Genomic DNA, 21,373 nt, shown 5'->3' on the forward strand with positions numbered 1-21,373 from the left:
AGCCTGCGCTGCAATGGTCAGCGCGTCGGGCGGGTCATCTGGAAGACGTCGCCGCCGTCGCAGTAATCCATGTAGCCAAGGCGGGCGAGCGGCTTGACCGTCGACATGTCGAAACGGCCTTCGCGGATCGCATCCTCGCGAATGTGGATGCCCACGACCTGGCCGATCACGACGTAGTTGTCGGACAATGCGCCATCCAGATCCTTCGGCTGGAACATCTCGGTCATCCGGCATTCGAGCGCGGCATAGGCTTCGCCGACGAAAGGCGCGCCAACCAGCGCGCCATCGACCGGCGTCAGTCCGGCAATCTCGAATTCGCTCTCGCCATGCGGCGCCGGGATCGAGGTCTTGTTGACGGCATCCGCCAGATCACGACTGGCGAAGCTCGCCGTGAACTCACCGGTCGCCTCGATGTTGCGAACCGAGTCCTTGTAGCCGCTGGACGAAAACATCACGAGCTTTGGCCGGTCGCTGATAGCGTTGAAGAAGGAATAGGGCGCGAGGTTCAGCGCGCCCTCGGCCGACCGCGTGCCAATCCAACCGATCGGCCGCGGCGAAACGATCGCCTTGAAGGGGTCATGCGGCAGACCGTGACTGTTCGAGGTCGTATCGTAAAACATCAGGCTTCCTCGCCCACCCAGGTAACGATCTCGGCGAGTTCGGGCCGCGGCCGCTCCGTCGGCGGCACCATGGCGGTGCCGATGTGGATGAAGCCGGCAATTTTCTCGCCCGGCTTCACGCCCAACAGCGGATAGGCACGCTCGTCGAACGCATACCACTCGGTCAGCCAGTTGGAGGCGTAACCGAGAGCGTTGGCGGCCATCAGCAGGTTGAGGCAGACGGCACCGGCAGACATGACCTGCTCCCATTCCGGGATCTTGAAATGCGGCGCGGCGGTGCTGACGACGGCGACGACCACAGGCGCGCGCGACAGGCGGGTTTCCTCGACCTTGATCATCTCTTCCGACAGGTCTGGCTTCAGCTCGAGCGCCATCGCCTTCAGCTTGGCGCTGATGCGCACCCTCTCCTCGCCGCGATAGACGATGAAGCGCCAGGGCGCGAGCTTGCCGTGGTCCGGCACGCGCGAAGCGAGCTTCAGCATTTCCTCGACCTCGGCCTTGCCGGGGCCCGGGCCTCCCATCTGGAAAGCGGGGATGGAGCGGCGGGACGTCAGGTAGTCGACGAGCTTAATTTCGGTTTTCATGTCAGATGAATTCCACTAATTTGCCGCCCCACAGGCAGCCACGAAAATGCCATACCGGCGTCCCAAGTGGAGTCACTCAGTCAGGAAGTCAACTGTTCTCATGCGTGCACTCTCTCGTATTTTCCTTCAGACCGGCCTTGCGATCCTTGTCGCCGGCACCGCGACGGGAAATGTGTTCGCCGAGGATGCGACCCAGGCGTTTGAAAATTTCCCCTCGATCGCCGGCCCGCGCAAGATGCCGAAGCTGACGGGCTTCAGCCCGATGACATCGGATCCGCTCGCGGACGGCACGCTGAAGGATATCAAGCTCGAGGCACTGCTTGTCGAAAAGGGCGGCCCCGTCGAAGCTGGCCTGACCTGGCGCGTATTCAGCCCGATCCCCGGAAGCGACGGCAAGCTGCCGCTTCTCGCAACATCGGAAGGCGGCTCGACCGCGTTCAACCTGGTGCCGGGCGAATACTTCGTCAATGTTTCCTTCGGACGCGCCTCGGCCACGCGCAAGGTCCGCGTGCCGGAGCAAGGCGCGCTCGACAAGCAGGTGCTTGTGCTCGATGCCGGAGGCATGAAGCTCAATGCCGTCTCCGGCAGCGACGTGCGCATCCCACCGGCCGAACTCAGCTTCGATGTCTATTCCGCCGACACCAAGAGCGACGGCGAACGGGCGCTCATCGTCGAGGACGTGAAGCCGAACACGGTGGTCCGGCTGGGTGCCGGGACCTACCACGTAACCTCCAGCTATGGCGGCACGACCAACGCCTCGACTGCGGCAGACATCCAGGTCGAGGCCGGCAAGCTGACCGAAGCAACCATGCAGCACCGCGCCGCGAAACTCACGCTGAAGCTAGTCTCGGAGCCTGGCGGCGAAGCGATCGCCAACACCGCCTGGACGATCCTCACCTCCGCCGGCGACACGGTGAGCGAAGCCAATGGCGCCTTCCCTACGCAGGTTCTGCTGGAAGGCAGCTATTCCGCCGTCGCGCGCTACAAGGACAAGATCTACGAGCGCGACTTCACGGTGAAGGCCGGCGTCAACATGGACGTGGAAGTGCTGCTCAGCAGCGGCGGCAACAATGCGAATACCAATACGAGCGTCGTATCGGAAGCCCAGGACTAAGCCCCGACGTTACGGAAAGCAGCTGACCTGACGTCAGCTTGCCCGCCGCATGAACCGCCGACGTGGCGGCGCCATGGAAAAGACCGCCTCATAGATGCGCGCCAAAAGGTCCTTGCGATCGCCACAGGCACCGAGATCCTCGGGCGTGAGCACGCCGCCGATGCGCGCCGCGATCGTCGTTCCCGACAGACGCCGGAACTCTCGGATTAACAGCGACAGCCTCAGCGTCAGCGAAATCTTGCTCGCCAGATGGAAGAACGGGCCGTTCTGCCCTTCGAAGTAGATCGGGATCACGCTCGCCCGCGCGGCCTGGATCAGTTTTGCCGGAAAGATCTTCCACGGCAGGTCCTCGGCACGGCCAAAACCCTTCGGCGCAGTCGCCACGCCGCCGGCCGGGAAGATGACGATGGTCACGCCTTCCTTGAGCAGTCGCAGCGCTTCATGGCGCGTCGCCATGTTGACGGCCAGCGCCTCCTTCGTCTCTTCGAACGATACCGGCAGGGAGTAAGGCGCCATTTCCGGCACCTTCAAGAGCTCGTTGTTGATGAGGACGCGGAAGGGACGGCCGAGCTGTTCGGCAAGCGCCAGCACGGCGATACCGTCGCCGATGCCGAAAGGATGGTTGGCGATGATGACGATCGGCGTATCGGGCAGGTTCCGCGGCGGCCACTCGCCCTTCGTCTGCAGCGTCACGTCGATCAGCTGCAGCATCTCTCCGAAGACGCGCTCGCTCTTGCCCACGATGTCGGACCGCCAGCGCGTATAAAGCTTGGCATAGCGGTTGCGGCCCGACAGGCCTTCCATGGAGCGAATGAACCAGCGCTTTAAGCGCCGGTCGTTTTCATTGGCGTAAGACAGCTCTTTGAACTGCACGGAAATCTCCGATGGATACGATCTTATCCGGATATTCCGCTAATATGACAGTTTGCTGACAAAGCAAGTGCTCGGGGTATCAACCCCGAGCTTTCTTTTCTGCCTTGCGCTTGAGATCCGGCGCCATGGCTTCGAGCGAAAGCGAAGCGATCGCTTCGTCGAGCGACATGGCGGTCTGGGCCTGCGAGCCCAGACGACGGATGTTGACCGAGCGCTCCTCGGCTTCGCGCTTGCCGCAGACCACGATGACCGGAACCTTCGTGACCGAGTGTTCGCGGACCTTGTAGTTGATTTTCTCGTTGCGGAAGTCGGTCTCGACAGTGAGGCCTGCATCGCGCAGCAGTTCGGCAACCTCACGACCGTAGTCGTCGGCTTCAGACGTGATCGTCGCGACGACGACCTGCAGCGGCGAAACCCACAGCGGCATGTGGCCGGCGAAGTTCTCGATCAGGATGCCGAGGAAGCGTTCCATCGAGCCGCAGATGGCGCGGTGGATCATCACCGGCTGGCGCTTCTCCGATTCCTTGTCGATATAGAACGCGCCGAAACGTTCCGGCAGGTTGAAGTCGACCTGGGTCGTGCCGCACTGCCATTCGCGACCGATCGCGTCCTTCAGCGTGTATTCGAACTTCGGACCGTAGAAGGCGCCCTCACCCGGCAGGATGCCGGTCTTGATGCGGCCTTCCGACTGCGCCTCGATGGTCTTCAACACGTCCGTCATCACGCTTTCGGCGCGATCCCAGAGTTCGTCGGAGCCGACACGCTTGTCCGGACGGGTGGAGAGCTTGACCACGACTTCCTTGAAGCCGAAGTCTTCGTACACCGACAGGATCAGGTCGTTGATGCGCAGGCATTCTTCGGCCATCTGCTCGTCGGTGCAGAAGACGTGCGCGTCGTCCTGGGTGAAGCCGCGCACGCGCATCAGTCCGTGCAGGGCGCCCGAGGGCTCGTAGCGATGAACGTTGCCGAATTCGGCGAGACGAACCGGCAGTTCGCGATAGGACTTCAGGCCATGTTTGAAGATCTGGATATGGCCCGGGCAGTTCATCGGCTTCAGCGCAAAGATGCGCTCGTCGTCGGTCTCGTCACCGGCAACCGTCACCTTGAACATGTTGTCGCGGTACCAGCCCCAGTGACCCGAGGTTTCCCAGAGCGACTTGTCGAGCACCTGCGGCGCGTTGACTTCCTGGTAGGTGTTGGCGAGCCGCCGGCGCATATAGCCAACCAGCGTCTGGAACATGCGCCAGCCCTTGCCGTGCCAGAAGACGACGCCCGGACCTTCTTCCTGGAAATGGAACAGGTCCATTTCGCGGCCGAGGCGACGGTGGTCGCGCTTTTCGGCTTCGGCAAGCACGTGCAGGTACTGGTCGAGCTCTTCCTGGGTGTGCCAGGCCGTGCCGTAAATGCGGGTCAGCATCGCGTTGTTGCTGTCGCCGCGCCAATAGGCGCCGGCCACCTTCATCAGCTTGAAGGCCGTACCGATCTGGCCGGTCGAGGCCAGGTGCGGGCCGCGGCAAAGGTCGAACCAATCGCCCTGATAGTAGATCTTGAGGTCCTGCCCCTCGGGGATCGCGTCGACGAGCTCGACCTTGTAGGCCTCGCCCTTCTCGGCAAAGACCTGGCGGGCCTTTTCGCGGGACCAGACTTCCTTGGTGAAGGGCTTGTTGCGCGCGATGATCTCCTTCATCCGCTTTTCGATCAGCGGCAGGTCGTCGGGCGTGAAAGGCTCGTTCTTGGCGAAGTCGTAGTAGAAGCCGTTGTCGATGACCGGACCGATGGTCACCTGCGTTCCCGGCCACAGCTCCTGCACGGCCTCAGCCATCACGTGCGCTGCATCGTGGCGGATGAGCTCGAGCGAGCGCTTGTCGTCGCGCACGACGATCTCGATACGGCCTGACGTTACCGGATCGGAAAGATCGCGCAGCTCGCCATCGAGCGCAATCGCGACAGCCTTCTTGGCAAGCGACTTCGAAATCGCCTCGGCCACGTCGCGGCCAGTCGATCCCGCGGGATATTCGCGGACCGAGCCATCAGGAAATGTAAGGGAAACAGGATTCGACATAATGATCTCCTATCCAGTCCCGCCAACGAATGCGGGTGGTATAGTTGGCCGGCGGCGCCGGTGAATTGACGATACAGCGTCGCATCCGTCAGACGCGCAGGGATCGCTGTAGTGCTTTGGATTGCTGCGTGTTTTTCCCCAGATCGCAGAACGATCCGCGGAAACACGCCGTAGCCTGATAAAGGGTTTTCGAAAGTGAGTAAAGGCGAGGCTGCGGCGGACGCTAGCTGCGCAGCATCTCGGAAAGCCCCTTCACCGTGTTCCAGTTGCGGAACGTCCCGATGCCCAGTCGCTTGGTGGTCATGGCGCCGAGCAGCTTCGATTCGCTCGCCTTGCCGGGGAAATGCACCCAGAGATCGCCGTCGACGATCGCCAGTCGCTCGCCGGCGGTGCAGTAGCGCCGAAGTCCTTCGAGCGCCGTTTCCGTAAGGGGATCGCGCATCACCCGAACATGGACCTGCGTCGCGTCCGCCTCACCCTCCTGACGGAAGGGATTGGACGCGGCAAGCGTCTGCCAATCGGCGCCGGAGCGGACAAGAATGTCGACATGCCGGCCAAACGTCTCGGCAAAGGCCGTCTCAAGCGGCATTTCGAGGTCCCGAGTGGACGTTTGTCCGGTCTGAAACACAAGATTGCCCGTTGCGACCAGGGTCCGCGGCGCTTGATAGCCGAGCGTTTCCGCCATCTTCTTGAGATCAGCCATGACGACCCGACGGCCGGGCCCGAGAACAATACTGTAAAGCAAGGCGACGTAGCTGTTCATCATTCCCCTGTCAGGCGCGCCAGAAATCCGCAGCGCCCGCCGGCAGACGGGCGAGCACCCGGTCGAGTTTCGCCTCGTCGATGTTGCGACGCAAGGCGCCAGCGACATCGGCAATGGCGCTGTCCGGGGAAACATTGTGATCCGGGCGCAGCGCCTGCACCTCCCGGGTCATGGCGATGCGGCCGGAAAACGGGAGCCTCGGCTCTTCAAGGTCCCACTCGGCAACGAAGATCGCGCGGATGACCGGCGGCAGGATGTCGGCAAACAGAATGGCGTCCTCGATGTCGAGCCGCCGCCGAAACGCCTGCAGCACCGCCTCCACCATCGTATAGGCCTGGTTCGTCGTCTGCAGTCCGGCCGAGTCGCGGGCATCGAGAATGAAGCGCTCGAAGTCCGCGGAGGCCTGACGGTACTCCATCGGCATGGTCATGGCGGTCATCCAACCTTCGGCCGCGGCCGCCAGAAGCGCCACGGCGCGTACCAAACGAGGCGCGGCTCAAGCCGCTCGGGCACCGGATCGAAACCATGCGTTCCGCCCGGCCCGCAGCGCGCCACGCGAAACAGCGTCATCCAGCCTCCAGCCCAGAAGCCATGGCGGGCAATCGCCTCGTAACCGTATTCCGAACAGGTCGGCAGGTGCCGGCAGGAATTGCCGATGAAGCTCGAAAGGGTCAACTGATAGACGCGGATCAGCGCCATGCCCAAGAGCCGCCCGGGGGTCTTGCGAAAAGGCCCCGACCAGTTTCGGCCACGGGCCGCTGGCACTGCCTTCTCCTGTGCAGCGTGCCGGCAATTCGGTTCGCCGCACATCTCAGACGGCCGCGAGCAGTCGCCTGGCCTCGATCTGCTCGATGGCATCGACGACGGCATCGAAGGTCAACATGGTCGACGCATGGCGCGCTTTGTAGTCCTTCACCGGACGCAGGAAGCGCATATCCTCGAAGCGGCCCGAAGGCCCCTCGCCGTCCGCCTTCAACATGGCCAGCATGTCTTCGCGTGCCTGGCGGATCTCCTCCGCACCGGCCCCGACGACATGGCGCGCCATGATCGAAGAGGACGCCTGGCCGAGCGCACAGGCTTTCACGTCATGGGCAAAATCGGTGACGACGTCACCATCCATCTTCAGCCAGATATGCACCTTGGAACCGCACAGCTTGGAATGCGCCGTCGCGTCCGCATCGGCATCGCCGAGTGTCCCGATCCGGGGAATATTGCCGGCAAATTCGAGAATTCGGCTGTTGTAGATGTCATCCATCATTTGACGCGATCCGACTGATTTTTCGCGGTTTTGAGTGATCGACGCATGATTTTCTCCGGTAGACGGGAAAAAAGCACGACGCGACACGCTCCGCCTCTTTCATCTCTGTGGCACCATACTATATGCTATGTCGTGTTGGGGTGACAGTTCCGCAAGAGGAACAATGTCGCCTGTTGTTTGGGAAACCGTGCCGGAAGGTCCAGTGCACTGCTAAGCCAGGACCGGAAAGCCCCGGAGCCCGCCAACGGAACCCAAGCCTGCAGGGTTAGGCGAATGGCCAGTGGCGAGTTGTCCGAAAGATAAAACGTCAAGCAATCCCGTATTGCTCAAAGAGGCCATTATGGATGCCATAGTGAAGAATTTTCCTGTGCTCGACGATGCGAGCGGCCGTCCGACCCAGAAGGAAGCGGAGGACGCCGTACGCGTTCTTTTGCGCTGGGCCGGCGAAGACCCGCAGCGCGAAGGACTTTTGGATACGCCTGCGCGCGTCGCCAAGTCCTACCGCGAGCTTTTCAGCGGTTATGAACTTGCTGCCGAAGACGTGCTCGGCCGCACCTTCGAGGAAGTTGCCGGCTACGACGACATGGTGCTCGTCAAGGACATCCCGTTCTATTCGCATTGCGAACACCACATGGTGCCGATCATCGGCAAGGCGCATGTCGCCTACCTGCCGAACGGGCGCGTGCTCGGCCTGTCGAAGATCGCCCGCGTGGTCGATATCTACGGCCGCCGCCTGCAGACGCAGGAATCGATGACGGCGCAGATCGCCAAGGCGATCGACGAGTCGCTCGCCCCGCGCGGCGTTGCCGTGATGATCGAAGCCGAGCATATGTGCATGGCGATGCGCGGCGTGCAGAAGCAAGGCTCGACAACGCTGACGACCACATTTACGGGTACGTTCCAGACGGAGCCGGCCGAGCAGGTGCGGTTCATGACGATGATCAGGGGCTTCAAGTAAGGCTCCGACAGACGGAGCCTTTCCATGACGCTCACCTTCGACGCTCCCTCCTCCAACAAGGCCGAACTGGAAACCGGTCCGGCCTTCACCCCGCGTTTTGATGAAAAGGGGCTGATCACTGCCGTTGTCACCGACATCAGGGATGGCGAATTGCTGATGGTCGCCCACATGAATGCGGAGGCCCTGGCTCTGACAATCGAGACCGGGGTGGCGCACTACTACAGCCGCTCGCGCAAAAGCCTCTGGAAGAAGGGCGAAAGCTCCGGAAACCTGCAGACGGTCAAGGAAATCCGCACCGATTGCGACCAGGATGCGATCTGGCTGAAGGTTTCCGTCGCCGGCCACGACGCGACCTGCCACACCGGGCGCCGTTCCTGCTTCTACCGAACCGTCGGCATCGAAGACGGCAAGGCCGCGGTCAAAATTACCGACGACCACAGGCATTTCGACCCGGCCGAGATCTACGATAAAAATTAAGCATCGCGCATCTTTTTGGCGCGGCTACATGCTATATTTATCTTTTGGAAACCAACCGGGCGCCTAATCCTTAAGCAAGGATGCGGCGCAATCGGAACGATCCCGTTCCAAACTGTATTGCAAACTGTATCCAATGTTTATCGGTGGCGCCGCAATCGTCGGTGGGATCGGTGATATACCTTAAGAATGGTGCCAGTCTTTCAGCGATGAAGCAGGACAAGGCCGGCACCGGCGCCGGCTTGGCGGAGCCTCCCCAGGACGCGCGCACGAAATTGCGTCTCTCCAGGATCAATCCCGACCCCTGGGAAGTTTAGTCAGTGATGAATTGCCACAGCGACCTTCGCGCATTCTCATCGACGTGTCGCGCTGCGGAGTATTCGGCGGTGTTGGAGGTGCCGGATGTTGAATTGGACGTTTACGCGTAGCAACCAGATTACGGATCTGTCCGGACCGGACGGAACATCGATTTCGACAACGCCGCCTGAACCGGCGCCACCTCCGCAAAAACCGAAGATCGCAATCGCGCTTGGCGGCGGTGCCGCGCGCGGCTGGGCCCATATCGGCGTATTGCGCGCCCTCGACGAAGAAGGCATCGAAGTCGGCATGATTGCCGGCACCTCGATCGGCGCGCTCGTCGGCGGTTGCTACCTTGCCGGCAAGCTCGACGAACTCGAAACCTTCGCCCGTTCCCTCACCGTGCGCCGGATCGCCGGGCTGCTCGATTTCGCCATCGGCGGCGGCGGTCTATTCGGCGGCCTGCGGCTGACCAAGCGCATGCAGGAACATCTCGAGGGTCTCAGCATCGAGAGCCTCGACAGGCCATTCATTGCGGTTGCGACAGAGGTGCACAGCGGCCACGAGGTGTGGCTCGAAAAAGGATCGCTGATCACCGCCATCCGGGCTTCCTACGCCCTGCCCGGCATCTTCGAGCCGATCAAGGCGAACGGACGCACGCTGATTGATGGCGCGCTCGTCAATCCGGTTCCGGTTTCGGTGTGCCGCGCCCATGAGCAGCAACTCGTCGTCGCGGTGAACCTCAACTACGATCTCTATGGTCGCTCGGCCGTCGTCAAACACAGCGCCGGCGCCGAATCCCTGGATGCGCCCGCCAAGGAAGCGCCGCACCAGTCGCGCCTGGGCATGACCAGCGTCATGGTCCAGGCCTTCAACATCATTCAGGACCGGATTTCCCGCGCCCGGCTTGCCGGCGACCCGCCAGATCTGGCGCTGCACCCGAAACTCAACGACATCGGTCTTTCGGAGTTCCATCGCGCGGGCGAAGCCATCGATCGCGGCTACCACGAGGCAAAGGCCAGGCTGGTTGAAATTCGCCGCATGCAGGAAGTGCTCGTTCGCTGACGGCTCGTTTGCGGCGTGAAAGGCCTAAGACGGGCGGCGGACCTTGCCGGTCGCCCATAGGTCATGATGAACACAAGGGTGCCTCGCGGCCCCCAGGGGATTAAGAGGGCGGCGGAATGCCGCCCTTTCCCGTCAGCCAGCGATATAGGCCTTGATCTGTTCGGTCTCGTGCTCGATGGCGCGGATGTGATGCTTGATCACGTCGCCGATCGAGACGATGCCGGCGAGTTGGCCATTTCTTTCGACCGGCAAGTGACGGGCCCTGAGCTTGCTCATCATTTCCATCAGGGTCTGCACGGACATATCCTCGGTGCAGCAGTAGACATTCTGCCACATGACCGCTGCTACCGGTCTTTCGAGACAGGTCGAGCCCTGCTTGGCAATCGCCGCGACGATGTCGCGCTCGGTGAGGATGCCTGCGATCTGATCGTCCGCGTCGAGGATGACGACCGCACCGATATGATTGTCACGCAAAAGGATGGCAGCCTGTTGGACTGTCATCTGAGGGCCGACCGTTACGACATTCCGGCCCTTTTCATCGAGTATGGCTTTTACTGACATGCGCACATCTCCCGTTGCGACAACACCGGGTCGGCAGGGGAAAGGTCCAGCCATCTCACGTGCGGTACGGTCGGGCGATGGAACCTGTACCCTGGCCGCTTGCGAAAGCCGTCGCGCGTGCTCCTCAGACGCGGATGGCATTCGATACCCGGCCTACACGGGCCGCCCTGTCTTTCGATCACGGGCGACCGTAACAAATGGTGCGCCAGCGCCTTGGGGAAATCAAGCGCTCACAAGCGCCGTCCGCCGATCTTTCGCTCCGTCAGTCGCGCGGATCGAAAAGGCTGAACAGCAGAAAGCCGAAGAGGAAGCCGCCGATATGCGCTTCCCAGGCGACGCTGCCCGCCGCGCCCGGGGTAAACATGCCAAGGCCGATCAGGAAGTTGGTCAGAAACCAGATGCCGGCGAAGACCACGACCGAGCGGTTGGCCAGCGCCTCACCGACGTCGAGCCGGCGATTGAGATGGGCAAACTGCCGGCTGATGCGTCCGCTCGGCGAGAAGACGAAGCGTGCGGCAGCGCCCATGAATCCGGACACCACGCCAGAAGCGCCGACGACGACAATCATTTCCCCCCAGTGAAAGACCGTATGCAGCGCGACGGCGGCCGCCGCCGAAAGGCACCAGAACACGGCGAGGCGCCCCATGCCGATCCGCCGCACCACCGGCGCACCGAAGGCAACCATCCAGAAGATGTTGAAGATCAGATGCTCCCAGCTTCCATGCAGGAAGGAATAGGTGACGGGGCTCCACAGCCAGGCAAGCCCCTGTTCGGCCAATGGGTGATCGTAGCGCGCCGGGAGAAAGGCGAAATTGAAGATGATCTCCTGATCGATCGCCGGCGGCAGCACGTAGGTTCGCAGAACATGGATTGCGATCAGAATCAGCAGGATGAAAGTCAGCCCCGCCGGCAGATTAAAGGCCGGCTCGCGCGCCGGGCTCGCGGCGCTCTCGCGCTCTGCTTCCGGTGGCGTCGCCGTCTGATCTCGTTCCATGGTTGCTGCTCTCTCCTCTCAATGCGGTCCACACATTCCTGCTCGATCGCGGCGATGGCATGGCATCGCCGGAATTAGGACTGGAATTGGGGCGACCAGCCATAAGCAAACAAAAAAAGACCGTCCAGCAAAAACTGAACGGTCGCCAAGCTCAGATCCGAGCTCCAGTTCAAGTGCCGAAGACAACGCTTCGTAAAGTGATGTCCTCCCCTGCCAGTTGCGGCGGCCCACTGCAACGGAAACCGTTTGTTAACCTTAATTTCCGGCTGGCACGGTTTTCGCTCCTTAATCCTCAGAACCGCAATGCACGGCCGAAGATGTCCCGAACCGGGACACACCGGGCCGCAGGAATGGAATGAACGAAGCGATGCGCAGCAATACGACGACGGAGCTTTTCCGATACTGGAACACCATTCGCGGGAAGCGCGAGCTTCCGCGCCGCGACGAGCTTGAACCCTCGGATATCAGAATGCTGCTGCCGAACCTGTTCATTCTCGAGCGCGACCGCAATGCCGGCATCTCGTTTCGCCTGGCGGGAACCCAGGTGTGCGCCCTCTTCGGCCAGGAGCTGCGCGGGCGGCAATTCGGTATGCTTTGGCTCGGAAGCCAGGCGGCGAAAACGCACCGCATCACCGGCCAGGTCATGACGCACCGTGTGCCGCTGGTGCTTTCGGCCAAGGGCCGCACCGCCGACGCGCGGGAGGTAGACATCGAAACCCTGCTCTTGCCGCTGGCTTCCAGCGAAGGAGAAAGCGACCGGGTCCTTGGCGCCCTCTCACCGCTATCTCGCCCGTATTGGTTGCATGCAACCGCGATCGAGTGTCTCGACGCGACGGGCATGAAGGTTCTCGACCCCGACCGCACCGCCGTCTTTCGCGAAGAGGAAGCCCAGCAACCGAGCGGTACCGTTGCAAAATCGCCGGCCGCGGGCGCATTTTCGAGCGAATTCCGCCAGTTCGGGCATCTCCGCATTCTCGAAGGCGGCCGCCGCGACTGATCCGGAGCGCTGTGCCGAGATGACGCCCTGGACCAACCGGAGGACGAACCTTCTATTAACTTGAAAAGGCTAATCTCCGCCAGCCAAGCTATGTCGCCACAGAGTCATCATGTTCTCGTTTCAGCACGCACAGAATACCGCTCCGAAACCGCACCACGAAGGTGCGTTCCAGCGCGTTTCCGTGAATCTGGCGGGGCGGCTGATGCTTGCCAATCATGACGAGTTCGAGTGCACGGCCATCGACATGTCGCCCGGCGACGTCCTGCTTTCCTCGCCGGCCCAGCCGCGCGCCGGCGAACGCATCATCGCCTATGTCGATCATGTCGGGCGTCTCGAAGGGACCGTGTCGCGCATCGCCGACGGCGCTTTCGTCATCCAGCTCAACGCGACCGAGCGCAAGCGCGAGAAGCTCGCGGCCCAGCTCACCTGGATCGCCAACAAGCACGAGCTCGGCCTGCCGGAAGACCGCCGCCACGATCGCCTTGCGCCGCGCAAGACGGTGACCGAATTGACGCTCGACACCGGCGAGAAGTTCCCGTGCCGCATCATCGACCTTTCGCTGTCCGGTGCCGCCGTCGACATCGAGAACCGCCCGCCGATCGGCACCGCCATTCTCCTCGGCAACATGAAGGGTCGGATCGTCCGTCACTTCCAGGAAGGCTGCGCCATCGAGTTCTCGGGTATCCAGTCCCGTGAAGCGCTGACCGAATTCCTCTAACCGCGCGCCTGCGCCGTTCGTCGCCCGATCGCCTTGCATGGGGCAAGGCTCATAGCCCGACCGTCCCGCCATCCATGCACCCGGCCTGAAGCCGTGTTCGTGCTTCTCTTGTGCAGCAACGCCCCCGCTCCTGCATCAACGCGCTCCGCCCGACCGCGCCCGAGCGAACGTGCCAGAAGCGCACTCACTTAGCCCTACGGCCGCGTAGCCCGAACGCACAGGATGAGCGGCGACAACCGGAGCGGTTTTCGCAGGCAGCGACACGCCGCGCCTGCGCCTGCGCCTGGATCATTTCGAGACAGGTGCGGCGCAACACGCAAACGCATTCGCCGTCTGCAAATATTTTTTCCGGCAGAATTCCAGCGAAAACGCATATTTCAAGTCAAAAGTCTCCGGAAGAGCCGTGGGCTGACACGGAAAATCCGCGTTTCCCGCCGCGCCCGCACCGCGACTTTTGCAAAACCCGACGGCCTTCCCCTCATAAAACCAAGTAAATACAGATGGTTGATTACTTAACAAATTACATCTCCATCTGCGAAGGAAGCTGAAATAGATAAAATTTGATTCAAATACGATTCAAATACAAATAAAATTCTATTCTTGTTTTATTCTTATACGACTTTCATTTGTACTTGTTTTTAGCTCGCAAGTTCGCGAGCGATAAAAACGTCCGTGCCATTGTCGAACCATAACGGGGAGACAATCATGCTCAAGACAATCACCAAGCTGATCGCGATTGCGGTCCTTTTCACCGGCGGCCTTTTCGGCACGGCCCAGGCTCTTACGGCCAACATGGTCGTGACCGGCTCCACCAACCCGCCGATCGGCCACTACGAGTTCTGCAAGATCTATGCGTCGGAGTGCACCTCCAACGGCAAGGATCGCGGCCCGATGGTGCTGACCCGCGAAGGCTGGCAGAAAATTCTCGAGATCAACTACGACGTCAACCAGGCGATCACCCCGATGACCGACATGGAAATCCATGGCGTCGAAGAGAAGTGGTCCTATCCGGAAACCGTCGGCGATTGTGAAGACTACGTCCTCCTGAAGCGCCGCAAGCTGATCGAAAGCGGCTTCTCCGCATCCGACCTCTTGATCACCGTCGTGCTGCAGCCGAATGGCGACGGCCATGCCGTCCTTACCGTTCGCACCGACCGCGGTGACTTCATCCTCGACAACATGCGCAACAAGGTTCTGCTGTGGTCGGATACCGAATACACCTACCTCAAGCGCCAATCGACCGAACATTCCGGCCGCTGGGTCAAGCTTCAGGACGGCCGCACCGTCGCCGTCGGCAGCGTTCGCACACAGTAAGATCCGAAACACAGGCAGACCGCCACCCGGCGGACGCCTCCCAACGGGCCTCGGTCAGTCACTTTCCCCGTCCAGACCGAGCCTCGGCCGGTTCCGTGTCCCTCGGAACCGGCCGTTTTTTTTATGCAGCCTCACCTCCCCGGGTAACTGCAGGCATTGGGCATTCATCGAAAGTTAACCGTCTTCGACCAGCGTCGGGCAAGCGGCCTCCGCCACAGTTCGGCCTGCCACGAGCCAAGGGGTCGACACTCGACTTGGGCGCGGCCAACGCGACGGGACGGCCACGATGAGCAACTCTCCAAACGGGATAGACGAACCGGAACTCCGGCCACTTCTCTCCCCCCGTTTCGTCTATCGGGTGACGGCGATCGTCGTTGTACTTGCCGGACTGACGGCGGCAATCGCCTTCGCGGGAAGATGGTTCGGCGAAAACCTTGCTCTCGCCGGCCACACTGCGAGCCGCGAGACCTACGATATCTTCATCGGGCAGGATCACCTGCGGCTGCCGGCGAACATGATCCGCTTCGAGGCGCAACGTGCCACTTCGATCGTCGGGCGTGTCGACGTCTACCTGACATGGCCGGGCCTCGAAGGTTACAGCGACGAAAACCGCGACCTCTTCAACGACGTCGACGCACCTGAAAATCTGATCTTCCTGCAGATTTCGCAAAGCACCATGTCCCGCGACATGTCGGGCCGGCTGGAGCCGATCTACACGCAAGTCTTCGACGGCGCTCCGTCCCCCGGGCCGAACGGACTACAGTTGCACGCGACCAAAGCTGCCTCCAGCTATGCGGGCGAAGCCTTCTATACTGCGGAGCGGACAGGCCAGGCGCCCTACGTGGTGCGCTGCCTGAAATCCGACGCGCAAACCATATCGACGAGCGCCGACTGCCAGCGCGACATTCATGCCGGCAAGGACCTCGTGGTGCTCTACCGCTTCGCCAATAAACTGCTGCCACGGTGGAAGGAGATCGACGACGCGATAACGGCTTTCATCAAAAGCCGAATCGTGCCCTGATTTCGTCCAACTGATGTGGTCGAGGCAGTCGCCGCGCCATTGCGCTACACCGGAATTGTCTTTGTACGAATGCGTCCGATTCCGGAAACCAATCATTCATCATAAACCGATTGGTAACGCTATGCCGATACTGTCTCGAGAACGGTCGTTCCCGGAGGCGGCGTCCGGACAACCCCATGACATGAGAATAAAGAGCAGCGTAGTGTCCCAAACCGGTTTTTTTGATCTCGCGAAGCGCCCGTTCGGCGCTCTTTCAAAGATGGTAAAGCGGGTCGTCCTGGCAGGCACCATTGCCTCGGTCGCCTTTGTGTTGCCCGGCTTTGCGGCGTCGACCTACGCCAATCCCAAATATTCGGGCATCGTCGTCGATGCCAAGACCGGCAAGATCCTCTATGGCGAGGATGCCGACGAACTGCGCTATCCGGCGTCTCTCACCAAGATGATGACGCTCTACCTCACCTTCGAGGCGCTCGAAGCCGGTCGGATCAGCAAGTCCACGCAGATTCCCTTCTCGAAAAATGCGTCCGCGGAGCCGCCGTCGAAGCTCGGCGTGCGCGCCGGCCAGTCGATCACCGTCGAACAGGCGATCCTTTCGCTCGTCACCCGGTCGGCCAACGACGCCTCCACGGCACTTGGCGAGTATCTCGGCGGCTCCGAGCAGCGCTTCGCCCGCATGATGACGAACAAGGCGCGCGCGCTCGGCATGACGCGCACGACCTACCGCAACGCCAACGGCCTGCCCAATCCGGAACAGCGCACGACCGCTCGCGACCAGGCCCGCCTCGGTCTCGCGCTTCGCCAGCATTTCCCGCAGTATTACGACTACTTCTCCACGCGCAGCTTCCGCTTCGGCAAGCAGACCATCGGCAACCACAACCGCCTGCTCGGCAATGTGCGCGGCGTCGACGGCATCAAGACCGGCTACACCCGCGCCTCCGGCTTCAATCTCGTGACCTCGGCCCAGATTGACGGTCGCAGCATCGTCGCCGTCGTCATGGGCGGCACCTCGGGCGCGAGCCGCGATGCGCAGATGCGCCGCCTGGTCGCGAAGTACATGCCGGACGCGTCGCGTCGCGGCAACGGCAACCTGATTGCCGAGACGAAGCCGGCTCCGGTTCCGGCAGAAGAGACCCAGGTTGCAGCCGCAGCGCCCGTTGCCGAGACGCCGGTCGTCGCGGCCGTCGCCACGGGCCACGACCTGCCCAACACCGGTCCCGTTCCGGACTTCCGCTACAATGGTGAAAGCGCCAGCAGCGTGCAGATGGCCTATGCCGGCAACAAGCGCGCATCGGACAACCCTGTCCTTTCCCCGAAGATCGTTCCCAACACGCTCGACGCACAGAGCCTGAAGCTTCGCCAGCCTGCGACCGCGGCCATGGTCGACACGCAGATCACCCATTCCGTGCCGAAGAAGGCAGAGGCTGCCGCCAAGGCAGAGCCCGCCGAAGTCGCAAAGGCCGAGCCGATGCCGGCACAGCCGCAGGGCTGGGTGATCCAGATCGGTGCCACGCCGGACAAGGACCAGGCCATGACGCTGCTCGGCAACGCCAAGGACAAGGGCGGCAAGGCACTTCGCAACGCCCAGCCGTTCACCGTTGCCTTCGGCCAGGTGTACCGCGCCCGCTTCGGCGGCTTCGACGACCAGAATTCCGCAGTCAACGCCTGCAAGGCCTTGAAGAAGAAAGGCATCTCCTGCTGGGCCAGCCAGCAGTAACGACGAAATTTGGCGGCCGGATGTGTTTGTTTTTCGGCCGCCTTCCTCGGATTTGTACAGCGTAACGAGGTTAAACATGGCAATGAACGAGAACGTTCCGGGTGTCACCCCGCTGCCGGGGCGACGGGCTAAACCGTCGCGCATCAATCTGCACCCCCTGCACGAGGCGGCCATGCGCATCGCCGATCTCGGCCTCAATCGATCGAAGGCCAAGACACGCGATCTCGTCGGCATGCTCTTGACGCACGGGGCGCGTGCCTGGCGTTCGGCGCAGCCACGCGCCGGTATCCACCTTCACGTGACGGCGCCGAACCGGCGCCATCCGCTGAAGATGCGGATCACCTGAACATCCACAGTTCGAAAGGCGGCTACGGCCGCCTTTTTGCTTTCTGGCTGGATGATGGTGCGGCCTCGGTGAAGCCGCTTCGCGCACGGTAAAGTGCGGAAGCGGGCACTACTTTCAAGGAACACGCTGGTTGCCGAACGATCGTAAAGCGCTCAGCAAAATACCCATGGCACAGGAATTTTAGAGAAGTCCGAGTTCCGCCAGTTCGCGCCGCAATTCGAGCGGCATCTCGGAACCGCTGCCCGAGAGCGACGCCAGGTCGCGCGGGGCGTCCTTGTCGGTCAGGTAACGCCAGCCCTGGAACGCACGGCGCGGCTGCAGTTCCGTCTCGACCACTTCCGGACCCAGCAGCAGATTGCAGCGGCCGATGCCTTCGCCGTCGGTAAAGGTCTCGATGCCGATGAGCGACTGGCGCGCCTGCACGCTGCCCTTGATTACCCAGTAGAGCGAACCGCCTTCCAGCAACTCCTCCACGCGCTTGGGCACCATGCGCGTCGTGTGGAACGAATGTGGTTCCAGGCCAGCGGCCATGGCAGCCATTGCCTTGCGCGAAACCCATTCGCGCAGATCCTCGATCGATTCCGCTCCGACACAGAGCTTTATGAGATGTAGAGACATGGTTTTTTTGAACACCCGTCGGGCCGTTGCGGTCAAGCGGCCAGACGTCGTTCATCCACAATCACCGCAACACGCCCGGTCGATACACCGACGTTCGGGCTTCACGAGGCCCGCAAGCTTGCAGGTCTCAACATTCGACGACGTTGACCGCTAGACCGCCGGTCGATGTTTCCTTGTACTTCTCGTTCATGTCGACGCCCGTCTGCCGCATCGTCTCGATGCAGGCGTCGAGCGGCACGAAATGCTTGCCGTCACCCTTGAGCGCCAGGGAAGCAGCCGTTACCGCCTTGACCGCTCCAAGCGCATTGCGTTCGATGCAGGGCACCTGCACGAGGCCCGCGACGGGATCGCAGGTCATGCCGAGGTGATGCTCGAGCGCGATCTCGGCGGCATTTTCGATCTGCTCGGGCGTGCCGCCCATGACGGCGGCAAGGCCCGCCGCCGCCATCGCGGACGCCGAGCCGACCTCGCCCTGACAGCCGACCTCGGCGCCGGAAATCGAGGCATTGTGCTTGATGATGCCGCCGATCGCGGCAGCCGTCAGCAGATAGTCGCGAATGCCTTCCTGGTCGGCGTCGTCATGGAAATGCATATAATAGCGGATCGTCGCCGGCACCACGCCTGCGGCACCGTTGGTGGGCGAGGTGACGACGCGGCCGCCGGCCGCGTTCTCCTCGTTGACCGCCATCGCGTAAACGCTCAGCCAGTCGTTGGCGAGCAGCGGATTGGCCTTGTTGGAACGCCACTCTTCCTGCAGCTTGTCGTGGATCGAACGGGCGCGTCGGCGAACCTTCAGGCCGCCGGGCATGATGCCGTCCTGGCTCAAGCCCCTGTCGATGCAATTGCTCATCGCGCCCCAGATGCGGTCGAGCCCGGCGTTCAGTTCGTCCGGCGACATCGTCGCCTCTTCGTTCGCCCGCTTCATCTGCGCGATCGTCAGGCCGGAGCGCGCAGACATATCCAGCATTTGCTGTGCCGAGGAGAACGGAAACGGCACCTTGACGCCCGTCGCCTTGTTCTTCGAGGCGCGCATGGCCTCCAGTTCCGTGTCGGTCACGACGAAGCCGCCGCCGATCGAATAGTAGATCCGCTTCAACAGCAGCCGGCCGTCACGGTCGAAGGCGGAAAACGACATGCCGTTGGCATGGCCTGGGAGCGGCACCTTCTTGTCGAAGATCAGATCGGTCTTCGGCTGGAATTCGTAGGACGGATGGCCCGGCGGCGTAATGCGGCCTGTGCGTTCGACTTCGTCGATCAGGGCATCCATGCGGTCCGGATCGACGAGATCCGGGCGTTCGCCGACCAGGCCGAGGATCACCGCCCTGCCCGTTCCATGGCCGATGCCGGTATGGGCGAGCGAACCATGCAGGCTCACCTTCATCGCGGCGACGGTGGCGTGGGACGGACGCGGCCAATCATCGGAAAGGATGAGATCGAGAAAGCGATTGGCGGCCGACATCGGCCCCATCGTATGCGAGCTCGAAGGCCCGATACCAATCTTGAACACGTCGAAGACGGAAAGAAACATAAGCTGCCTGCCCCGGAGACTGACCCGCGACGCACGGGCATGATCGCCCGCCGCCGCATTCACGATTGCCTCGATACCACGCTTCATGGTCCATGCGAACCGGCGCCGTATCCTCATATTCACTGAACGATTTTATCCTCAGATCGGTGCCGATTTAAGGACATTCACCAGCAGATATAGGAACGAAGCCTAAGCGATCCCATGGCCGGCGCTCAGGCGGTCAACCGACATTCGATCGCATCCATGCGACATCGTCGCCCGCGTATGTTCCAGCGAGCCGTACCCCGGAATCAAAAACGGCGCGGCTCTTGGGAAGCCGCGCCGTCAATCAGTGGACTTGTCTAGAAACTAGATATCAAAGGCCGCCGAAAAGATAAGCAAGAACAAGAACGCCAGCGAAACCAGCTACGGCGCGAGCAGTCACGCCCCAGCAAGACTTCTGAATTGTATTGTCCATGATGTCTCCGAAACACTCTCAACGGCCGCGGGCAGCACAGTAGGCGCCCGCGTCTGGGGCCATGCATATTGAAGAAAGCGTAAATGCGCAATGGGGGAATGTGGCGGAAAAGTGTCCCGCTTCGGCGCTCCTCCACACGATCCTGGTGAAAACCCCTCAATTCCCCGGCAGAGGCGAAGAGAAATTCCGCCGCATTTTCATCACAGTAGTTGACGCGTCGCCGATTCAGACGCCGCCCCGGCCACCTTGCAATTTCCAAAAGCCATGCCAAAAACACGTGTATGACCTTCGAAGATTACATAGCACTTGTCGTGTTTATCCTGCTTTGGGCGGGTTTCAGCTGGGCGACCGATGGCACCCGCGGCTTCAAGCGCGTGAGTCTCACCCGTCTCATGAACGAGCATCGCGGCCGCTGGATCCGCAATTCTCTCAACCGCGACCTGAAGATGATCGACACGCAGATCATCGCGGGATTGCAGGCCGGCACCGCCTTCTTCGCCTCGACCACCATCTTCGCGCTCGGCGGCTGCTTCGCGCTGCTCGGCGCGACCGAACAGGCGCAGATGATCTTTGCCGACATGCCCTATGTCTTCCATGGCGGGCGCACGGCCTTCGAACTGAAGGTCGGCGGCCTCACCTGCCTGTTCGGCTACTCCTTCTTCAAGTTCGGCTGGTCCTACCGGCTGTTCAACTATTGCTCGATCCTGATGGGCGGCATCCCGATGACTGCCGACATGCAGCGGGATCGACACGCGGCGGAAAAGGCAGCCGAGCGGGCGATCCGCATGAACGTGCTCGCCGCCAAGCATTTCAACGCCGGTCTCCGGGCGATCTTCCTGTCGATCGGCTATCTCGGCTGGTTCATCAGTCCGTATGTGTTCGTGGCGCTCACCGTCTTCGTCATCTTCGTCTTGACCCGCAGACAGTTCTTCTCGGAAGCGCGGTCGGCGCTCCTCCAGGACGCGACACCCTGACGATCCGCGCGCCCGGCGCGCCGAACGGCGGCGACTTGCAGCCACAACGTTCCATCAGCAATC

Annotated in this window: 23 protein-coding genes; 11 read left to right on the top strand and 12 right to left on the bottom strand. The window is 61.8% G+C overall.

The window, feature by feature from the left end; genetic code table 11:
- Positions 1–17: 17 nt before the first annotated feature.
- Positions 18–620, bottom strand: coding sequence for a flavin reductase family protein (locus tag OKW20_RS15425; protein ID WP_192445974.1), 603 nt, complete (start codon positions 618–620; stop codon positions 18–20).
- Positions 620–1,204 (bottom strand): nitroreductase family protein, encoded by a 585-nt coding sequence (locus OKW20_RS15430; RefSeq protein WP_034795936.1) that lies wholly within the window; start codon positions 1,202–1,204, stop codon positions 620–622. Before OKW20_RS15430 ends, OKW20_RS15425 begins: the two co-directional genes overlap by 1 nt.
- 100 nt (positions 1,205–1,304) lie before the next feature.
- Between OKW20_RS15430 and OKW20_RS15435 the strand changes: the two genes are divergently transcribed.
- Positions 1,305–2,318, top strand: a complete 1,014-nt coding sequence (locus tag OKW20_RS15435; RefSeq protein WP_043616516.1) for a hypothetical protein — start codon at positions 1,305–1,307, stop codon at positions 2,316–2,318.
- A 33-nt stretch (positions 2,319–2,351) separates the two neighbouring features.
- Here OKW20_RS15435 and OKW20_RS15440 read toward each other — a convergent pair whose 3' ends face one another.
- The 6 genes from OKW20_RS15440 to OKW20_RS15465 all read right to left on the bottom strand — a co-directional run bounded on the left by OKW20_RS15440 (position 2,352) and on the right by OKW20_RS15465 (position 7,274).
- Positions 2,352–3,191, bottom strand: a complete 840-nt coding sequence (locus tag OKW20_RS15440) for a lysophospholipid acyltransferase family protein (protein ID WP_043616513.1) — start codon at positions 3,189–3,191, stop codon at positions 2,352–2,354.
- A 79-nt stretch (positions 3,192–3,270) separates the two neighbouring features.
- Entirely contained in the window at positions 3,271–5,253 is a 1,983-nt protein-coding gene (gene thrS, locus OKW20_RS15445; protein ID WP_429173360.1) for a threonine--tRNA ligase, read from the bottom strand.
- A 223-nt stretch (positions 5,254–5,476) separates the two neighbouring features.
- Complete coding sequence (locus tag OKW20_RS15450) at positions 5,477–6,016, bottom strand: DUF1697 domain-containing protein (protein WP_429118702.1); 540 nt, start codon at positions 6,014–6,016, stop codon at positions 5,477–5,479.
- Positions 6,017–6,026: 10 nt separating this feature from the next.
- Positions 6,027–6,455: a DUF2267 domain-containing protein gene (locus OKW20_RS15455; RefSeq protein ID WP_429118569.1), complete on the bottom strand. Its 429-nt coding sequence runs from the start codon at positions 6,453–6,455 to the stop codon at positions 6,027–6,029.
- On the bottom strand, positions 6,452–6,826 hold the full coding sequence (gene yidD / locus OKW20_RS15460; RefSeq protein ID WP_429118572.1) for a membrane protein insertion efficiency factor YidD: 375 nt from the start codon (positions 6,824–6,826) through the stop codon (positions 6,452–6,454). The genes OKW20_RS15455 and yidD overlap by 4 nt, the downstream gene beginning before the upstream one ends.
- 1 nt (position 6,827) lies before the next feature.
- Positions 6,828–7,274, bottom strand: coding sequence for an iron-sulfur cluster assembly scaffold protein (locus OKW20_RS15465; protein WP_034795955.1), 447 nt, complete (start codon positions 7,272–7,274; stop codon positions 6,828–6,830).
- Positions 7,275–7,614: 340 nt separating this feature from the next.
- Here OKW20_RS15465 and folE point away from each other — a divergent pair, with 340 nt between their 5' ends.
- The 3 genes from folE (at position 7,615) to OKW20_RS15480 (ending at position 10,068) form a co-directional block, all read left to right on the top strand.
- Entirely contained in the window at positions 7,615–8,232 is a 618-nt protein-coding gene (gene folE / locus OKW20_RS15470; protein WP_043616502.1) for a GTP cyclohydrolase I FolE, read from the top strand.
- Positions 8,233–8,256: 24 nt separating this feature from the next.
- Positions 8,257–8,709, top strand: coding sequence for a phosphoribosyl-AMP cyclohydrolase (hisI, locus tag OKW20_RS15475; protein WP_429173363.1), 453 nt, complete (start codon positions 8,257–8,259; stop codon positions 8,707–8,709).
- A 399-nt stretch (positions 8,710–9,108) separates the two neighbouring features.
- A complete protein-coding gene (locus OKW20_RS15480) occupies positions 9,109–10,068 on the top strand; it encodes a patatin-like phospholipase family protein (protein WP_402316794.1) in 960 nt (319 codons plus the stop codon).
- Positions 10,069–10,200: 132 nt separating this feature from the next.
- On the opposite strand, the gene OKW20_RS15485 is transcribed toward OKW20_RS15480, so the two are convergent.
- The gene (locus OKW20_RS15485; RefSeq protein ID WP_034795965.1) at positions 10,201–10,629 is read right to left on the bottom strand and encodes a CBS domain-containing protein; all 429 of its coding nucleotides are present in this window, start codon (positions 10,627–10,629) and stop codon (positions 10,201–10,203) included.
- Positions 10,630–10,891: 262 nt separating this feature from the next.
- Positions 10,892–11,623 (bottom strand): rhomboid family intramembrane serine protease, encoded by a 732-nt coding sequence (locus OKW20_RS15490; protein WP_429118579.1) that lies wholly within the window; start codon positions 11,621–11,623, stop codon positions 10,892–10,894.
- A gap of 367 nt (positions 11,624–11,990) precedes the next feature.
- Between OKW20_RS15490 and OKW20_RS15495 the strand changes: the two genes are divergently transcribed.
- From OKW20_RS15495 to OKW20_RS15520, 6 genes are all read left to right on the top strand, one after another.
- On the top strand, positions 11,991–12,620 hold the full coding sequence (locus OKW20_RS15495; RefSeq protein ID WP_246765049.1) for a PAS domain-containing protein: 630 nt from the start codon (positions 11,991–11,993) through the stop codon (positions 12,618–12,620).
- A gap of 109 nt (positions 12,621–12,729) precedes the next feature.
- Positions 12,730–13,338: a PilZ domain-containing protein gene (locus OKW20_RS15500; protein WP_192445963.1), complete on the top strand. Its 609-nt coding sequence runs from the start codon at positions 12,730–12,732 to the stop codon at positions 13,336–13,338.
- Positions 13,339–14,043: 705 nt separating this feature from the next.
- Entirely contained in the window at positions 14,044–14,652 is a 609-nt protein-coding gene (locus tag OKW20_RS15505) for a transglutaminase-like cysteine peptidase (RefSeq protein ID WP_043624822.1), read from the top strand.
- Positions 14,653–14,938: 286 nt separating this feature from the next.
- The gene (locus OKW20_RS15510) at positions 14,939–15,673 is read left to right on the top strand and encodes a hypothetical protein (protein WP_429173367.1); all 735 of its coding nucleotides are present in this window, start codon (positions 14,939–14,941) and stop codon (positions 15,671–15,673) included.
- Between the two features lie 181 nt (positions 15,674–15,854).
- Positions 15,855–17,387: an SPOR domain-containing protein gene (locus tag OKW20_RS15515; protein ID WP_429173370.1), complete on the top strand. Its 1,533-nt coding sequence runs from the start codon at positions 15,855–15,857 to the stop codon at positions 17,385–17,387.
- A 76-nt stretch (positions 17,388–17,463) separates the two neighbouring features.
- Positions 17,464–17,733: a hypothetical protein gene (locus tag OKW20_RS15520; RefSeq protein ID WP_429173373.1), complete on the top strand. Its 270-nt coding sequence runs from the start codon at positions 17,464–17,466 to the stop codon at positions 17,731–17,733.
- Positions 17,734–17,913: 180 nt separating this feature from the next.
- On the opposite strand, the gene OKW20_RS15525 is transcribed toward OKW20_RS15520, so the two are convergent.
- Both OKW20_RS15525 and OKW20_RS15530 read right to left on the bottom strand, forming a co-directional pair.
- The gene (locus OKW20_RS15525; RefSeq protein WP_429173376.1) at positions 17,914–18,351 is read right to left on the bottom strand and encodes a DUF1489 family protein; all 438 of its coding nucleotides are present in this window, start codon (positions 18,349–18,351) and stop codon (positions 17,914–17,916) included.
- Positions 18,352–18,478: 127 nt separating this feature from the next.
- Positions 18,479–19,879 carry an L-serine ammonia-lyase gene (locus tag OKW20_RS15530; RefSeq protein ID WP_429173379.1) on the bottom strand — a complete coding sequence of 467 codons (1,401 nt, stop codon included), beginning with the start codon at positions 19,877–19,879 and terminating at the stop codon, positions 18,479–18,481.
- 738 nt (positions 19,880–20,617) lie between these two features.
- Between OKW20_RS15530 and OKW20_RS15535 the strand changes: the two genes are divergently transcribed.
- The gene (locus OKW20_RS15535) at positions 20,618–21,310 is read left to right on the top strand and encodes a DUF599 domain-containing protein (protein WP_043624836.1); all 693 of its coding nucleotides are present in this window, start codon (positions 20,618–20,620) and stop codon (positions 21,308–21,310) included.
- Positions 21,311–21,373: the final 63 nt, after the last annotated feature.

The sequence above is a fragment of the Ensifer sp. LBL genome (genome assembly GCF_050435225.1).
Taxonomy (GTDB): domain Bacteria; phylum Pseudomonadota; class Alphaproteobacteria; order Rhizobiales; family Rhizobiaceae; genus Ensifer.

What these genes read in the sequence shown, in the direction of transcription:
- OKW20_RS15425 (WP_192445974.1), bottom strand. Translation starts at nt 620, where the DNA reads ATGTTTTACGATACGACCTCGAACAGTCACGGTCTGCCGCATGACCCC.
- OKW20_RS15430 (WP_034795936.1), bottom strand. Translation starts at nt 1,204, where the DNA reads ATGAAAACCGAAATTAAGCTCGTCGACTACCTGACGTCCCGCCGCTCC.
- OKW20_RS15435 (WP_043616516.1), top strand. Translation starts at nt 1,305, where the DNA reads ATGCGTGCACTCTCTCGTATTTTCCTTCAGACCGGCCTTGCGATCCTT.
- thrS (WP_429173360.1), bottom strand. Translation starts at nt 5,253, where the DNA reads ATGTCGAATCCTGTTTCCCTTACATTTCCTGATGGCTCGGTCCGCGAA.
- OKW20_RS15450 (WP_429118702.1), bottom strand. Translation starts at nt 6,016, where the DNA reads ATGAACAGCTACGTCGCCTTGCTTTACAGTATTGTTCTCGGGCCCGGC.
- OKW20_RS15455 (WP_429118569.1), bottom strand. Translation starts at nt 6,455, where the DNA reads ATGACCGCCATGACCATGCCGATGGAGTACCGTCAGGCCTCCGCGGAC.
- yidD (WP_429118572.1), bottom strand. Translation starts at nt 6,826, where the DNA reads ATGTGCGGCGAACCGAATTGCCGGCACGCTGCACAGGAGAAGGCAGTG.
- OKW20_RS15465 (WP_034795955.1), bottom strand. Translation starts at nt 7,274, where the DNA reads ATGATGGATGACATCTACAACAGCCGAATTCTCGAATTTGCCGGCAAT.
- folE (WP_043616502.1), top strand. Translation starts at nt 7,615, where the DNA reads ATGGATGCCATAGTGAAGAATTTTCCTGTGCTCGACGATGCGAGCGGC.
- hisI (WP_429173363.1), top strand. Translation starts at nt 8,257, where the DNA reads ATGACGCTCACCTTCGACGCTCCCTCCTCCAACAAGGCCGAACTGGAA.
- OKW20_RS15480 (WP_402316794.1), top strand. Translation starts at nt 9,109, where the DNA reads ATGTTGAATTGGACGTTTACGCGTAGCAACCAGATTACGGATCTGTCC.
- OKW20_RS15485 (WP_034795965.1), bottom strand. Translation starts at nt 10,629, where the DNA reads ATGTCAGTAAAAGCCATACTCGATGAAAAGGGCCGGAATGTCGTAACG.
- OKW20_RS15490 (WP_429118579.1), bottom strand. Translation starts at nt 11,623, where the DNA reads ATGGAACGAGATCAGACGGCGACGCCACCGGAAGCAGAGCGCGAGAGC.
- OKW20_RS15495 (WP_246765049.1), top strand. Translation starts at nt 11,991, where the DNA reads ATGCGCAGCAATACGACGACGGAGCTTTTCCGATACTGGAACACCATT.
- OKW20_RS15500 (WP_192445963.1), top strand. Translation starts at nt 12,730, where the DNA reads ATGTTCTCGTTTCAGCACGCACAGAATACCGCTCCGAAACCGCACCAC.
- OKW20_RS15505 (WP_043624822.1), top strand. Translation starts at nt 14,044, where the DNA reads ATGCTCAAGACAATCACCAAGCTGATCGCGATTGCGGTCCTTTTCACC.
- OKW20_RS15510 (WP_429173367.1), top strand. Translation starts at nt 14,939, where the DNA reads ATGAGCAACTCTCCAAACGGGATAGACGAACCGGAACTCCGGCCACTT.
- OKW20_RS15515 (WP_429173370.1), top strand. Translation starts at nt 15,855, where the DNA reads ATGAGAATAAAGAGCAGCGTAGTGTCCCAAACCGGTTTTTTTGATCTC.
- OKW20_RS15520 (WP_429173373.1), top strand. Translation starts at nt 17,464, where the DNA reads ATGGCAATGAACGAGAACGTTCCGGGTGTCACCCCGCTGCCGGGGCGA.
- OKW20_RS15525 (WP_429173376.1), bottom strand. Translation starts at nt 18,351, where the DNA reads ATGTCTCTACATCTCATAAAGCTCTGTGTCGGAGCGGAATCGATCGAG.
- OKW20_RS15530 (WP_429173379.1), bottom strand. Translation starts at nt 19,879, where the DNA reads ATGTTTCTTTCCGTCTTCGACGTGTTCAAGATTGGTATCGGGCCTTCG.
- OKW20_RS15535 (WP_043624836.1), top strand. Translation starts at nt 20,618, where the DNA reads ATGACCTTCGAAGATTACATAGCACTTGTCGTGTTTATCCTGCTTTGG.